Annotated in this window: 14 protein-coding genes and 1 rRNA gene; 6 read left to right on the top strand and 9 right to left on the bottom strand. The window is 39.1% G+C overall.

Going from position 1 to position 13,684, the window contains the following annotated elements:
* Nucleotides 1-13 precede the first annotated feature (13 nt).
* The 4 genes from CFY84_RS09510 to CFY84_RS09495 all read right to left on the bottom strand — a co-directional run bounded on the left by CFY84_RS09510 (nt 14) and on the right by CFY84_RS09495 (nt 4,161).
* Nucleotides 14-1,285, bottom strand: a complete 1,272-nt coding sequence (locus CFY84_RS09510; protein WP_088824095.1) for a Glu/Leu/Phe/Val family dehydrogenase — start codon at nt 1,283-1,285, stop codon at nt 14-16.
* Between the two features lie 348 nt (nt 1,286-1,633).
* Nucleotides 1,634-1,858: a hypothetical protein gene (locus CFY84_RS09505; RefSeq protein ID WP_143218782.1), complete on the bottom strand. Its 225-nt coding sequence runs from the start codon at nt 1,856-1,858 to the stop codon at nt 1,634-1,636.
* Between the two features lie 172 nt (nt 1,859-2,030).
* Complete coding sequence (locus CFY84_RS09500) at nt 2,031-3,728, bottom strand: NAD-dependent malic enzyme (protein WP_088824091.1); 1,698 nt, start codon at nt 3,726-3,728, stop codon at nt 2,031-2,033.
* A gap of 178 nt (nt 3,729-3,906) precedes the next feature.
* Entirely contained in the window at nt 3,907-4,161 is a 255-nt protein-coding gene (locus CFY84_RS09495; RefSeq protein ID WP_088824089.1) for a type B 50S ribosomal protein L31, read from the bottom strand.
* A 181-nt stretch (nt 4,162-4,342) separates the two neighbouring features.
* On the opposite strand from CFY84_RS09495, the gene argS reads away from it, so the two are divergent.
* Together argS and CFY84_RS09485 are read left to right on the top strand one after the other, a co-directional pair.
* Nucleotides 4,343-6,133 carry an arginine--tRNA ligase gene (gene argS / locus CFY84_RS09490; RefSeq protein WP_088824088.1) on the top strand — a complete coding sequence of 597 codons (1,791 nt, stop codon included), beginning with the start codon at nt 4,343-4,345 and terminating at the stop codon, nt 6,131-6,133.
* Between the two features lie 15 nt (nt 6,134-6,148).
* The gene (locus CFY84_RS09485) at nt 6,149-6,730 is read left to right on the top strand and encodes an SPOR domain-containing protein (RefSeq protein WP_088824086.1); all 582 of its coding nucleotides are present in this window, start codon (nt 6,149-6,151) and stop codon (nt 6,728-6,730) included.
* On the opposite strand, the gene CFY84_RS09480 is transcribed toward CFY84_RS09485, so the two are convergent.
* Nucleotides 6,727-7,629, bottom strand: coding sequence for a DMT family transporter (locus tag CFY84_RS09480; RefSeq protein ID WP_088824084.1), 903 nt, complete (start codon nt 7,627-7,629; stop codon nt 6,727-6,729). The genes CFY84_RS09485 and CFY84_RS09480 overlap by 4 nt on opposite strands.
* A gap of 166 nt (nt 7,630-7,795) precedes the next feature.
* Here CFY84_RS09480 and CFY84_RS09475 point away from each other — a divergent pair, with 166 nt between their 5' ends.
* The gene (locus tag CFY84_RS09475) at nt 7,796-8,665 is read left to right on the top strand and encodes a helix-turn-helix domain-containing protein (RefSeq protein WP_088824082.1); all 870 of its coding nucleotides are present in this window, start codon (nt 7,796-7,798) and stop codon (nt 8,663-8,665) included.
* 47 nt (nt 8,666-8,712) lie between these two features.
* Here CFY84_RS09475 and CFY84_RS09470 read toward each other — a convergent pair whose 3' ends face one another.
* Complete coding sequence (locus CFY84_RS09470) at nt 8,713-9,372, bottom strand: glutathione S-transferase family protein (protein ID WP_088824081.1); 660 nt, start codon at nt 9,370-9,372, stop codon at nt 8,713-8,715.
* 159 nt (nt 9,373-9,531) lie between these two features.
* Nucleotides 9,532-10,032 carry a YbaK/EbsC family protein gene (locus CFY84_RS09465; RefSeq protein WP_088824079.1) on the bottom strand — a complete coding sequence of 167 codons (501 nt, stop codon included), beginning with the start codon at nt 10,030-10,032 and terminating at the stop codon, nt 9,532-9,534.
* A 197-nt stretch (nt 10,033-10,229) separates the two neighbouring features.
* On the opposite strand from CFY84_RS09465, the gene CFY84_RS09460 reads away from it, so the two are divergent.
* The 3 genes from CFY84_RS09460 (at nt 10,230) to CFY84_RS09450 (ending at nt 12,403) form a co-directional block, all read left to right on the top strand.
* Entirely contained in the window at nt 10,230-10,931 is a 702-nt protein-coding gene (locus tag CFY84_RS09460) for a glycoside hydrolase family 25 protein (protein WP_228149634.1), read from the top strand.
* Nucleotides 10,924-11,979 carry a DNA polymerase IV gene (gene dinB / locus CFY84_RS09455; RefSeq protein ID WP_088824077.1) on the top strand — a complete coding sequence of 352 codons (1,056 nt, stop codon included), beginning with the start codon at nt 10,924-10,926 and terminating at the stop codon, nt 11,977-11,979. The genes CFY84_RS09460 and dinB overlap by 8 nt, the downstream gene beginning before the upstream one ends.
* Before the next feature lie 67 nt (nt 11,980-12,046).
* On the top strand, nt 12,047-12,403 hold the full coding sequence (locus tag CFY84_RS09450; protein WP_088824075.1) for a RidA family protein: 357 nt from the start codon (nt 12,047-12,049) through the stop codon (nt 12,401-12,403).
* 36 nt (nt 12,404-12,439) lie between these two features.
* Here the strand turns inward: CFY84_RS09450 and cysK are convergent, their stop codons facing one another.
* Nucleotides 12,440-13,444, bottom strand: a complete 1,005-nt coding sequence (gene cysK, locus CFY84_RS09445) for a cysteine synthase A (RefSeq protein ID WP_088824074.1) — start codon at nt 13,442-13,444, stop codon at nt 12,440-12,442.
* A gap of 153 nt (nt 13,445-13,597) precedes the next feature.
* Nucleotides 13,598-13,684: ribosomal RNA gene (gene rrf, locus CFY84_RS09440) — 5S ribosomal RNA — on the bottom strand; the annotation flags it as partial.

The following is a 13,684-nucleotide window of genomic DNA, read 5'->3' as shown; positions in this document are numbered from 1 at the left end:
GAAAGAGGATCGTTTAGCCTGGGAAAATTCCGCGCTCTTTACGTGCAATTAAGATTCGCTCACACGCTAAGATATATGCTGCAGTCCGTAAGCTACATGATTTTTGATCTGCCATTGCCCATACATCAGCAATTGCTTGAATCATCAGTTTATCAAGACGCTGGTTAATTTCATCTTCTGTCCAGAAATAGCTTGCCATGTCTTGTACCCATTCGAAGTAACTGACTGTGACACCACCCGCATTACAAATCACATCTGGAACAATGGTAACACCACGTTCAATCAGAATATCATCTGCAGCTGGGTAAGTTGGACCATTTGCACCTTCTAATACCAATTTAGCCGTTAAGCGTTTTGCACGTTCAACAGTAATTTGACCTTCTAATGCTGCTGGAACAAAAATGTCCATTTCAACATCCCAAAGCGCTTCGTTATCAATTGGTTCTGCACCGCTAAAGCCTGCAAGACCACGATGTTCTTCAACATATTTTTGCAGCGCTTTAATATCAATACCATTTGGATTGAAAATTGTGCCTGTATGGTCTTGTACTGCAACCACTTGAGCATTGGCTTGGTTAAATAAGTACGCAGCTTCACTGCCGACATTACCAAAACCTTGTACCACAACTTTACTGTTTTCAATGGTTAAGTTAATTTTTTTAGCAGCTTCTAAACCAGTAACAAATACGCCACGTCCAGTTGCACGAACACGTCCAAGCGAACCACCTAAATGTACAGGTTTACCTGTCACGACACCTGTGACGGTATGACCTTGTGTGGTTGAATAAGTGTCCATCATCCAACCCATAATATTTGGATTTGTACCCACATCTGGTGCTGGAATGTCTTTTTGTGGTCCAATAATTGGACTAATTTCTGTTGTAAAACGGCGTGTTAAACGTTCAAGCTCACGTGTTGAGAGTTTGCTTGGATCAACGCGTACACCACCTTTCGCCCCACCAAAAGGTAGATTTAACACAGCTGTTTTAATTGTCATCCATGCTGAAAGCGCCATCACTTCATTGAGGTCAACGCTTGGGTGATAGCGAATACCACCTTTACCTGGCCCACGTGATAAATTGTGTTGAACACGGTAACCTTCAAAATGTTGGATTGAGCCATCATCCATAACCAATGGTACATCAACAATTAATGTACGCTTTGGTCTTTTTAATGTATCTAAATAATAAGCAAGCTCACCAAGGTGAGGCGCAACACGATCAATTTGCGCTAAATAAGTTTGCCAAGCATCTGTGTTTTCATTGACATAAGAAAGGTGTGTCATATATTCCCTGACCTTTTACAGTTTTAGGTAAGGCAAATGAATCATATCACCACTCAATCAATTATAGGCTTGATTGATTGCATTGCCTGTACCCATTCATTTATAAACCACACTTGGTTTACCTTTAAATCATAACTACTTCTTGCAAACCGCGCTATGGATTCTGCATAAATATTCAAGCAGATTTTAAGCACTAAAACCGCAAAAAAAGTAAATACAAGTCATTTATTTTAAACAACTTATTTTATTATTTGTATTTATTTTAAGCCATTAATGATCTAATGATCACCACATTTACATCGACTTATTAAACAATAAAAAAAGGCGAATCAATCGCCTTTTTGAATATCAATGTCCATGGTGTTGCATTTTTGAGTCATCACTACTCATTGGCATGCTGGCCATTGGGCTGGTTTCTTGTTTATCCCCTGCCCATGTCTTGGAATATTGGTTTACATTCTTTGTATCATGCTGCATTGATAAGAATAAAAAACCTAAAAATAAAACACCAAGTACTGTTGCAATAATGACGCCTGTCCATCCTTTTGAATGTGGCTTTTTAACTTCGCTCATACTGACACCTTTTCCTAAAATTGGAACATTATTTGCCCAACACCATGCACATCCAGCTGTGTTTGATGTGACCATAATATATATTTATTTACTTTAAAGTACAAATGACCTCATGTGAGGTCATTTGTAACATGGCTTATAATGCAGTTGCAATGCAATACATGATGCCTTATTAAAATGGAATACGTTTATATTGACGATATTCTGGCGTCCAAAAATTATCCTGAATACTTTTCTCTAAAATCTCATCTGAAACTTCTGCGGCAACACCTGCTTCAATAGCCGCTTTTGCCACTTTAAAAGCAATTTTTTTAGACACAGCTTTAATATCACCCACATTTGGCAATAAATCACCTTCACTGTCATGTAAAAGTGGCGAGCAATCTGCAAGTGCATTGCTTGATGCCATGAGCATGCTGTCTGTCACACGTGTTGCACCCGATGCAATCACGCCCAAACCAATGCCTGGAAAAATATAAGAATTATTACACTGTACAATTTGATGTAATTTACCTTGATAATTGACTGGCGCAAATGGGCTGCCTGTTGCAATCAATGCACGACCTTCCGTCCACTGCATAATGTCAGCGGGTACAGCTTCTGCACGTGAAGTTGGATTAGATAATGGGAAAATAATTGGACGTTCACAATGTTGCCCCATGGTTCTGACAATTTCTTCAGTGAATAAACCAGGTTGACCTGATACGCCAATAAGCACTGTCGGCTTAACATTCTGTACCACATCTAATAAAGAGATGGTGTCTATTTCACGAGTCCACGCTGCAACTGCTGCGGTTTTTTGTGCGAGTTTTTTCTGAAAATCTAAAATATTAGGTTGGTTGTCGGTGATCAGTCCAAAACGGTCGACCATAAAGACGCGTTCACGAGCAGCTTCATCGGTTAAGCCTTCTGCAACCATTTGTGCAACAATCTGTTCTGCAATACCACACCCTGCCGAACCTGACCCTAAAAAGACAATTTTTTGGTCTTTTAATAATTTTCCGGCTGCACGGCTGGCTGCAATTAAACTGCCGACTGATACTGCTGCAGTACCTTGAATATCATCATTAAAACAACAAATTTGGTGACGGTATTTATTGAGTAAAGGCAATGCATTTTTTTGAGCAAAATCTTCAAACTGAATTAAAGCCTTTGGCCAACGGCGACGAATACCACGAATCAGCTCATCCACAAATTCATAATATTCATCTCCCGTAATACGTGGCTGACGCCAGCCCATATAAATTGGGTCATTCAGCAATTGTTGATTATTGGTTCCAACATCAATTGTGATCGGTAATGTATAGGCAGGGCTAATACCACCACATGCGGTGTATAGCGATAACTTACCAATTGGAATACCCATACCGCCAATGCCTTGGTCACCTAGGCCTAAAATACGCTCACCATCTGTAATCACAATCACTTTGACATTTTTACGATTTACATTTTGTAAGGTGTCATCAATATGATTACGGTCAGGATAAGAGATAAAAATACCGCGATGGCGACGATAAATATCAGAGAAACGTTGACATGCCTCGCCCACTGTTGGCGTGTAAATGATTGGCATCATTTCTTCAAGACGCTCTTCTAACACACGAAAAAACAAAGTTTCGTTGGTGTCTTGAATGTTTCTTAAATAGATGTGTTTATTGATGTCACTGTTAAACGCGCTATATTGTTGGTAGACACGCTGACTTTGCTCTTCAATGGTTTCAATGACGTTGGGGAGTAGACCATGCAGATTAAACCGCAGTCGCTCATCTTCACTAAACGCAGAGCCTTTATTCAATAAAGGCAGTTCAAGTAAAGTGTTTCCAGCATAAGGAATATAAAGTGGACGTTTATGGGTTTGCTCTGCATTCATTGTATTCTCACATCTTCTAGGTTCGCGACGTTAAAGGCATATCACGCGTTAAGCTTAATTGTTTTTGAAACAAATAGGTATGCCAAATCTGACCAAAAATGCATAAATCGTATGCAAAATTCCCGTTACAGTGCCTATAAGTATTGAATGAGAAATACAATGAATTTAGATCATACAATTATTTTTTCTTGGCAAAGCGGGCAAACTTACGATTGAAGTTTGCAACACGACCTTCGTTACTTGCTTGACGTACAGCACCTGTATAAAACGGATGTGATGCACTTGAAATATCTAAAGTCACATAGGGATATACCACCCCTTCATATTCTTTGGTTTGACTTGGTTTTAAGGTTGAACCAATGACAAAATACGCATCTGCATTGGTGTCATGAAACAATACTTTTTGGTAGTCGGGATGAATATTTGCTCGCATCATAATTCCTCAATCTTGCTATTGTTATGTTATAACATAATATTAAGGTAAATAAAATACAATGCAAAAGACTTAAGCTCAAGTTCTTTTGCAATTTAAACCAAAGTGCTATAAATCCCTTTCCCTAAATCGCCGTAAATTTGTTATATTTACTGTTTTATGCAACAGTTTTTTGATAGATATGAATACGGCCATCCAAGCAGCATTAGACCATGCTGTGCAAACACTTATTGCACAGGACATTCTTCCTTCAGATTGGAAAAATAGCAGTCAATTAACGCGAACCAAAGACCGCAGCCACGGTGATTTTGCGTCAAATATTGCCATGGTCGGATCAAAAGCTGCTGGTATGAAACCGCGTGATTTGGCTGAAAAAATATTAAGTCTTTTGCCAACAGTATCTGAAATTCAAAAAGCAGAAATTGCAGGCCCGGGCTTTATTAACTTCTTTTTAAATGCCGATGAACGCTATGCGGTACTTGACCAAATTCACACTCAAAAAACTGCATTTGGCCGTACAGACAAAAATAAAGACCAAAAAGTACAAGTTGAATTTGTTTCTGCCAATCCAACTTCAAGCTTACATGTAGGTCATGGTCGTGGTGCAGCCTATGGCATGACGGTTGCCAATATTTTAGAAGCGACAGGCGCAACTGTCGATCGTGAATACTATGTCAATGATGCTGGGCGTCAAATGGACATTTTAGCCACATCAACCTATTTACGTTATTTAGAATTGGCAGGTCAGTCACTGGTATTTCCTAAAAATGCCTATTTGGGTGACTATGTTAAAGACATCGCACAAGAAATTTTGAACCAAGATGGCACAGAATATGTCTTCCCTGTTGAAGATGTTTATCGTGATGTGCCTGAAGATGTGCAATATGCTGAAGAACTCGACCAAGACGGCAATAAAGTGGTTCTTTCAGGCGATAAAGAAAAACATATTGATGGCTTAATTTATAATGCACAGCAATTATTAAAATCAAACTACCGTATTTTTCACCAAGCTGCATTACATGCCATTTTAGAAGACATTAAAGACGATTTAAGCGATTTTGGCGTAACATTTAACCAATGGTTTAGTGAAGCCACTTTAGCCGATAAAATTGAAGAAGCCTTAGAAACCTTGCAAACACGTGGTTTCTTATATGAACAAGACGGCAATATTTGGTTTAAATCGACTGAATTTGGTGATGAAAAAGACCGTGTGGTTAAGCGCCGTAACGGCCAACCGACTTACTTTGCCTCAGACATTGCTTACCATTTAAATAAGCTACAACGTGGTTATACCCATTTAGTGAATATTTGGGGTTCAGATCACCATGGCTATATTGAACGCGTTAAAGCAGCCATTGATGCACTCGGTTATGACTCATCAAAACTTACAGTCTTATTGGTACAGTTTGTGAGCCTTTGGCGTGGCGGACAAATGTTGCAAATGTCATCTCGTTCTGGTCAATTTGTAACGCTGCGCGATTTACGTCAAGAAGTTGGAAATGATGCCGCACGTTTTTACTATGTTATGCGTAAAAGCGAACAACATATTGACTTTGATTTAGATTTGGCTGTTTCACAAAGTAAAGACAATGCCATTTACTATATTCAATATGCCCATGCACGAATCTGCCGTATGCTTGAAAAAGCCAAAACACAAGGCATTCAATTTGATCTTGAACAAGCTCGTGAATTTGCATCTAAACTTGAATTAGATGCTGAAACTGCGATTTTAGCCAAATTAGCGGCTTTCCCTGATGTGGTTAATCGTGCTGCAACAGCATATGAGCCACACCAAGTAGGCAATTATTTAAAAGAATTGGCCGCATTATTTCATGCTTGGTATAACGAACATAAAGTCCTGAGTGATGATGAAGCACTCACCAAAGCACGATTATTGCTTTCGGCAAACGTACAACAAGTATTACATAACGGATTAACATTGCTTGGTGTATCTGCACCACAATCAATGTAATCAGGAGAAGATCGCGTGTTTGGTAAAATTCAACGAGGTATATCTGAACGATCAAAAGAGTCTAACCCGCCTCGTTTGTCGAAATGGCTAAACACGCTATTTTTTATCCTTTTGGTGATTACAGCCACCACAGCATTTATTCTGTGGAAGCCATGGTCACCTGTAAAAGCATCCACCAATGTATTAAGCACTGATGTAAAAGATCAGCAAGAAACCAACCATGATTATCGCTTCTATGATCAGTTGCCACGTCAGCAAGTGACCCCTATTCCCGAGCAAGCAGTACCTACTCGGCAAATGGTCAATAACAGCGTGATTATTTCAGCACCGAAAGCCGCTGGTGCATCTGTCCCTGAAGATGCAGCAACTACAGTTTACTTTTTACAAGTAAAAAGTTTTACTGATCCCGATAAAGCAGATGCACGGCGCTCAGAAATTTTAATGAATAAATTACCTGCTGATGTGATTACCGTGGTAGAACGTGGTGAAACGTGGTATCGCGTGGTTTCTGGTCCATTCACTACCCAACAAATGGCATTATCTGCACAGCAAACTTTACAAAACAGTGGTATTGATTCTATCGTTATTCGAAATTAACTGGGTTTTATAACAGCTCGCGGTATTCTTTTAATAAAGAAAATCGCGTTACCCAATAGAATCAGAACAATTCCTAGCACTGCATTGCTTGACCACATATAACCTTCAAATACGGTTGAAATTGCAAGTGCCACTAACGGAAATAACAGCGTACTGTAGGCTGCATTTGCAGCACCTATTCGACCAATTAAGAAAAAATAAGCACAGAACCCAACAACAGAACCCAAGACTGCCAAATATAAAATTGCCCAAACCGATACACTGTGCATCACAGGAAATAAAGGTTTTGCGACAAATAAATTAATCACAAACATCAGCAATGCGCCATATAACATGGCATACGCTGTTGTGGTAAAAATATCTAAGCCTTTTTTCTGGTGCTTTAAACTCAACATATTGCCTAATGAAAAGCCATATGTACCTAAAAAGCATAAGGTGACACCTTTTACTGTGTCGATCTGGAACACAGTACTTTGAACATCATGCCAAAATAATGCTACAACACCTGCAAGACCAAAAGCCATTGCTGCATAAAATCGAGGTGGAATAGCCTGCTTAAAAAACAGTCGACTATTCAGGGTATTAAATAATACTGCCATTGAAAAAATAATCGACTCTAAGCCACTATTCATATAATCAATTGCGGTATAAAAACAAATGAAATTAAAACCAAATACACAACTGCCTTGTAAGCCACACCATGCATGATCAACCCATGACAACCGAGTTAATCGATTCATGAAACGCAGCACCGCAAGTAGCAACACAGCTGCAATAATAAAACGCCAAAATACAGCCACCAAAGGTGCAATATCACTATATTGTTGTAATGTAATTGCGCGCCATGTGGTTCCCCAAATAATCACGATTAGCGCATATAAGGTGATATTTAAGCCCATGAACAACTCCTTTGATCACAAAAACTGTATTATGCTCGATTACAGTATTCTTAAACTTCCATATTCTTGGCATCACTTGTCTATTCTTGCGATGTAGTGAAGCAGCTTTACTTTAATGATCAATCAATTTTAGAATGATGATTCAAAATTATCCAATCTGTCGCCCATGCACTATCAAATATTAGATCAACTGCAAGGTTTTAAAACACAACTGATCCATTCCACCCCTTTAGGGACAGGCATGCAGTTGGCGGCGTGGTATAACTGTCAAGATCAGGTCAATGTATGCAGTAACCATCATACGCTGAGCTTGTATGTACAAGGCGGCTATGAAAGCTACCAAAAAACAGCACAAGGCTGGCAAAATGGTGGCGGACCTGATCATTTTTGTCTGATGCCACAAGATGTCGCATCAAGTTGGGATATTCGCGGTGATTTATTCTTTGTACATTTATATTATACCCAACAACACATTGAACGCTTGGCCATGCAAATATGGGACAAAGAGCCAAGCCAAATCAAGTTACAAGACCATGCATTTGTGTTTGATGCCAAAGTGGCTTCGATTTATCGACAATGCTTTTTAACCCAAGCTTGGGATCAAACCGAAAACCACTTAGAAATGAGCCATGCTGCACATATGCTCTTAATCCATTTGATCAAACAATACAGTAGTGTGTCTTGGCAAGCACCCATATCCAAAGGCAAACTATCGCCTTATCAATTAAAGTATATTCAACAATGGATCGAAGACCATCTTGACCATGCGCTCACACTAAGCGATTTGGCACAAGAGCTTGGATTAAGCGAATATCATTTCGCACATCTTTTCACTGCCTCTATGCATATTTCACCCCATCAATATGTCATGCAGCAACGCTTGCAAAAAGCACATGCACAAATTGTTTCTACACGGCATGCGTTAACTGATATTGCACTCAATTGCGGTTTTAGCTCAGCAAGTCATTTTAGTATTCGGTTTAAAAAGCATTTTGGTTATTCCCCATCTGCGCTTCGTAAGCCGATGTCTTACTGAGCCAATTGGCATCAATTAACGATCCAACGTTTAGACCTCAATGAGGATTATGCGCCATGTTCGTTCAGCGCTTGCTCTTTTTTCAAAGCACGCTGATAAGCAGGACGTTCTTTAATACGCGCTAAATAGCGCTCAACATGTGGAACATCAAAAGCCTCTCGGCTCACAAGTGCAGTTAAAGGAAAACTCATTTGAATATCTGCAAAAGAAAATTCCCCTGCAACATAATCATGTGATGCCAAAAAGTGTTCTACATACGTAACATGATCACTTAAACGTGGATGAATGGCTTCTTGCTGCAAGCCTTCTACATATTTTTTAGTGATCGGTTTTACCACAAAAGGTACGCGCTTTAATGATAAATTTAAAATTAAATTAAAGACCAAAAGCGGCATAAACGAGCCTTCAGCATAATGAAGCCAAAATAAATATTGCTGTAACTCTGATTTTTGCTGTGGCTTAAAATGATTTGCTTGGTCATAAGCCGATTGTAAATACTCTAAAATAGCACCTGATTCCACCAAAACAGCTTGTTGGTCAGTCAATATTGGTGCTTTTCCGAGTGTGTGAATTTGCTTTAAAGCCTGTGGTGCAGCATATTCAGGAGTACGACGATAATATTGAATTTGATAAGGCAACCCCAATTCTTCCAATGCCCATAAAATTCGAAACGATCGTGATTTTTCTAAATGATGTACAACAATCATGCTTGCGATCCTTGCCGATAACAATAAACTTGATTTAAATTTATCATACATTGAAATTATTCGATGTATTCATTACAAATGACTGCATCAAATTGTACTTTAAACCTCTATGACCACTACACATTGAATCAAAGCAAGCAATTGCTTTCACAGTAGTTTTTATGATGTAACAGGATTGGACTTAATAATTGACACCAAAAATGGCGTGGTTAACTTTAAATAATCAGCAGATGCCAAGAGAATCGATCGATCTAATGCACATGCGTTAAATGCGATGGTGTCAAAGCGTTCAAATAAAGAGGGATCCGCAACCAATTTTAAATCATCATGAAATGAAAAAGGGGGTACAGTGCCCGGAATACATTGTGTTAAAGCATACACGTCGTCAATACTCGCCATCGAAATTTTTTTGGCGCCTACTGCCTGAGCCAATTGCTTAAAGTCCAATTGGGTATCACCTGGAACAATTGCCAACACATATTGTGGCGTAAATTTTTCTTTTACTTTACAGACCAATGCTTTTGCGCCTTGTCCGACATGAGTACCACGTATCTGTGCAACCTCTTCACTTTTACCTTCGGCAGAATGACTTAATATGGTGTATTTCACATCATGTGATGACAAATAATGAGTTAAATACGCTGTTGCATGAGAAGACATTTTTTTCATCCTTATGTATGAATACAGCACAATCTTTATATCTGTTTTTATTGACCTTACGATAAAATACATGATCTGAGCTGAATTTGACATACAATAGTCAAATTCATTATTTAAACCACACACTTATTGCAAAATTTGTCATGAGGACATGTATTGTGTCAGCACACTTTCCATTCGTTTTTAGATGTACACGAATGCTTATTTTACTACTCATGATTGTATTTGGTGCATTCCCTGTGTTTAGCACCGCCAAATCGTATAGCGTTTATGGCTTTGATGTTTCACATCATCAAGGACAAATTACTTGGTCTAAAATTCCACGTCATCAATACCAATTTGTTTATATTAAAGCCACAGAAGGTGGTGACTACGAAGACCCTAAATTTCAAGACAATTGGTTAAATGCAAGAGAACATGGGTTTCGTATAGGAGCCTATCATTTCTATCGTTTATGTACTGCAGGGCGTGTTCAAGCAGAACATTTTATGGCCACTGTGCCAAACAAAATAAACGCATTACCGCCTGTTATTGACCTTGAATATGATACAATATGCATTCAAAAATACTCACGAGCACAGCTGCTTCGTGAGATCCAAATCATGCATGATCTGTTAAAACAGCATTACCGCAAACAGCCTATTTTTTATACTTCAGAAAACTTTTATCATATTGTTCTACAAGGTCAATTCTTACATACCCCCTTGTGGATTCGACATTATCAAGCCGATGAACCTCAGCTTAAAGATCAGCGTAGCTGGTTTCTTTGGCAATACAGTAAACACGGTCGTATTCCGGGAATTTTAGGTATGGTCGATGTGAATGTTTATCGAAGCACACAAGACCATTGGCAAAGTTATCTTCAATATTTAGATCATCAGGAGTTAAATCATCCGTAAAATTATTCATATTGATATGGATTCTTTTTATGCTTCGGTCGAACTTCGGAATCGACCTGAGTTATTGCATTTGCCTGTTGTGGTGAGCTCACATCACCCACGAGCTGTTATATTAACTGCGTCTTATCCTGCACGGCAATTTGGTTTACGTTCTGCCATGCCAATGAGCAAAGCTCGGCAATTGTGTCCTCAAGTGGTGGTGGTCGAACCTCACTTTGAAATGTATCAAAGCGTGTCACAAGAGATTCACCGCATTTTTAAGCAATATACTCATATTGTTGAGCCCTTGTCTTTAGATGAAGCTTATTTGGATGTGACCACCAATTTAAAACAACTGAGTAGTGCCACAGAAGTGGCAGCCCAAATTCAAAAAGATATTTTTGAACAAACAGGGTTAACTGCCTCTGCAGGGGTTGCGCCTAATAAACTATTGGCAAAAATTGCCTCTGATTGGCATAAACCAAGTGGTTTATTTGTGATTAAGCCGAGCCAAGTCGCAAACTTTTTGCATGATTTGCCTTTGCATAAAATTCCCGGGGTTGGAAAAGTCACTCAGCAGAAACTTAAGCAGTTAGGTTTAGAAACCTTGGCTGATGTTCAGCATAGCTCAGAAGCTTTTCTGACCCATCATTTCGGAAAATATGGTAAACAACTGTTGTTATATAGCCAAGGAATAGATGACCGACCTGTTGAGTCGGAACGTCTAAGGCAACGGATCTCTAAAGAAACTACATTTGATGATAACCGTCCAATTTCAGCATGTGATTTATATTGGCTTCAGTTAAGCGAAAAAGTTTGGAATATTTTAATCGAGAAGCAATTGCAAGCTTATGGTGTATCAATCAAATTGAAAACCAGCCAATTTAGTATTATTCAGCATAGTAAACGATTTTATACTGCAATCACGTCGTTAAGCCAACTGAGGCAAGCAATTCAACTGCTATTGGCAGAGCAAGCCATATTACCTAACGCCACATTTCGTTTGATTGGAGTGGCAGTGTATCAATTGGAAAGCATTAACGGACATTTGCAACTGCCTTTAATGTAATAGACAACTTGCTCCATCACTTAAAAATGCTTACAGTAAATTAAAACGGTTATCAAAAGGAAGACCTATGACCATCCAACGTATCCATAAAACATCACGGTTTTGTGAGGCTGCGATATATAACGGTTTAATTCATTTGGCTGGGCAATTGGCAGATGATGTATCACAAGATATTCACTCCCAAACTCAGCAAACGCTGAATAATATTGATCGATTTCTTGCTGATGCTGGCAGCAATAAAAGTCATATTCTGTCTGTAACTATTTATTTAAAAGATATCGAAAAAGATTATCAAGCGATGAATGCATTGTGGGATGCATGGATTGATCCTGAGCATCCACCTGCACGAACTTGCGTTGAAGCAAAGCTTTATTCGCCTGATGTTTTAGTAGAAATGACTGCAGTTGCTGTATTACCTGAATAACTTAAAAGGGCTTCTTATGAAGCCCTTTTTTTAATCTTATGATGCATCTTCATTTAAATGTTCAAATAATACTGAAGATAAATAACGCTCACCACTATCAGGTAGAATCACAACAATGGTCTTATCTTTATTTTCTGGGCGCTCTGCAAGCTGAGCTGCTGCTGATAGTGCTGCACCACAAGAAATACCCACCAAGATACCTTCTTTTAATGCACACTCCCTTGCCCAATGAACTGCATCTGCACTACTGACTGTTACTACTTCATCAACAATATCTAAATCTAAGTTTTTAGGAATAAAGTTAGCGCCAATCCCTTGAATTTTATGCGGAGCAGGTGTGATGGATTGTCCTGCTTTAGTTTGAGTAATAATTGGGGACTCAAGCGGTTCAACTGCAACAGAATATAGCGGCTGATGTTGTATTTTTTCAAAGTAATTTGATACCCCTGTAATGGTCCCACCTGTACCAACACCTGAGACGAGAATATCTACCTGACCTTGAGTGGCTTGCCAAATCTCTGGGCCTGTGGTGTCTTCATGGATTTTAGGGTTAGCAGGGTTATCAAACTGTTGTGGTAAGAAATAAAGTGCTGGGTTCTCTGTGGCTAAACGCACAGCTTCATCTACAGCACCTTTCATACCTTTTGCAGGCTCTGTAAGCACTAAATTTGCACCAAGTGCTTTTAACACTTTACGACGCTCAAGACTCATGCTTGCTGGCATAGTCAATGTAATTGGATATCCTTTTGCTGCAGCAACATAAGCCAATGCAATTCCTGTATTGCCACTGGTTGGCTCTACAATGTGCATGCCTGCTTTTAAAGTACCTTTGGCTTCAGCATCTTGAATTAAAGCAGCACCTACACGGCATTTCACCGAAAATGCAGGGTTTCGGCCTTCAATTTTTGCAAGCACTGTCGCACCACCTGTAATAATTCGATTAATTCGAATTAATGGCGTATTCCCAATCGCTTCAGCATTGTTGTTATAGACAGCAATACCTTTATTTTCGATGGTTTCAAATTGCTTTTGACCTGTCATGATTGAAACGTCCTTATGATTTTTAAAATGATGCTGTGTTCAAGCATGCCAAAAAAAATGTTAAAAACCAAGTTTCATCTTCAATACATAGCAATTTCATGAAAACGCGCATAAAAAAAGCCCCCTCGATTGAGGGGGCTTTTAAGAATAAGATGCTGGCGATGACTTACTCTCACATGGGTAATCCCACACTACCATCAGCGCAAAGAGGTTTCACTTCTGAGTTCGGGAAGGGATCAG

It is taken from the genome of Acinetobacter apis (assembly GCF_900197575.1).
In the GTDB taxonomy this organism is placed as follows: domain Bacteria; phylum Pseudomonadota; class Gammaproteobacteria; order Pseudomonadales; family Moraxellaceae; genus Acinetobacter; species Acinetobacter apis.
Note: the sequence above shows the minus strand (reverse complement) of the source record. Positions and strands in the feature narration are given on the sequence as shown.

What these genes read in the sequence shown, in the direction of transcription:
- argS (WP_088824088.1), top strand. Translation starts at nt 4,343, where the DNA reads ATGAATACGGCCATCCAAGCAGCATTAGACCATGCTGTGCAAACACTT.
- CFY84_RS09500 (WP_088824091.1), bottom strand. Translation starts at nt 3,728, where the DNA reads ATGAATGCAGAGCAAACCCATAAACGTCCACTTTATATTCCTTATGCT.
- CFY84_RS09475 (WP_088824082.1), top strand. Translation starts at nt 7,796, where the DNA reads ATGCACTATCAAATATTAGATCAACTGCAAGGTTTTAAAACACAACTG.
- CFY84_RS09460 (WP_228149634.1), top strand. Translation starts at nt 10,230, where the DNA reads ATGCTTATTTTACTACTCATGATTGTATTTGGTGCATTCCCTGTGTTT.
- CFY84_RS09465 (WP_088824079.1), bottom strand. Translation starts at nt 10,032, where the DNA reads ATGTCTTCTCATGCAACAGCGTATTTAACTCATTATTTGTCATCACAT.
- CFY84_RS09480 (WP_088824084.1), bottom strand. Translation starts at nt 7,629, where the DNA reads ATGGGCTTAAATATCACCTTATATGCGCTAATCGTGATTATTTGGGGA.
- CFY84_RS09510 (WP_088824095.1), bottom strand. Translation starts at nt 1,285, where the DNA reads ATGACACACCTTTCTTATGTCAATGAAAACACAGATGCTTGGCAAACT.
- CFY84_RS09450 (WP_088824075.1), top strand. Translation starts at nt 12,047, where the DNA reads ATGACCATCCAACGTATCCATAAAACATCACGGTTTTGTGAGGCTGCG.
- CFY84_RS09495 (WP_088824089.1), bottom strand. Translation starts at nt 4,161, where the DNA reads ATGCGAGCAAATATTCATCCCGACTACCAAAAAGTATTGTTTCATGAC.
- CFY84_RS09505 (WP_143218782.1), bottom strand. Translation starts at nt 1,858, where the DNA reads ATGAGCGAAGTTAAAAAGCCACATTCAAAAGGATGGACAGGCGTCATT.
- CFY84_RS09470 (WP_088824081.1), bottom strand. Translation starts at nt 9,372, where the DNA reads ATGATTGTTGTACATCATTTAGAAAAATCACGATCGTTTCGAATTTTA.
- cysK (WP_088824074.1), bottom strand. Translation starts at nt 13,444, where the DNA reads ATGACAGGTCAAAAGCAATTTGAAACCATCGAAAATAAAGGTATTGCT.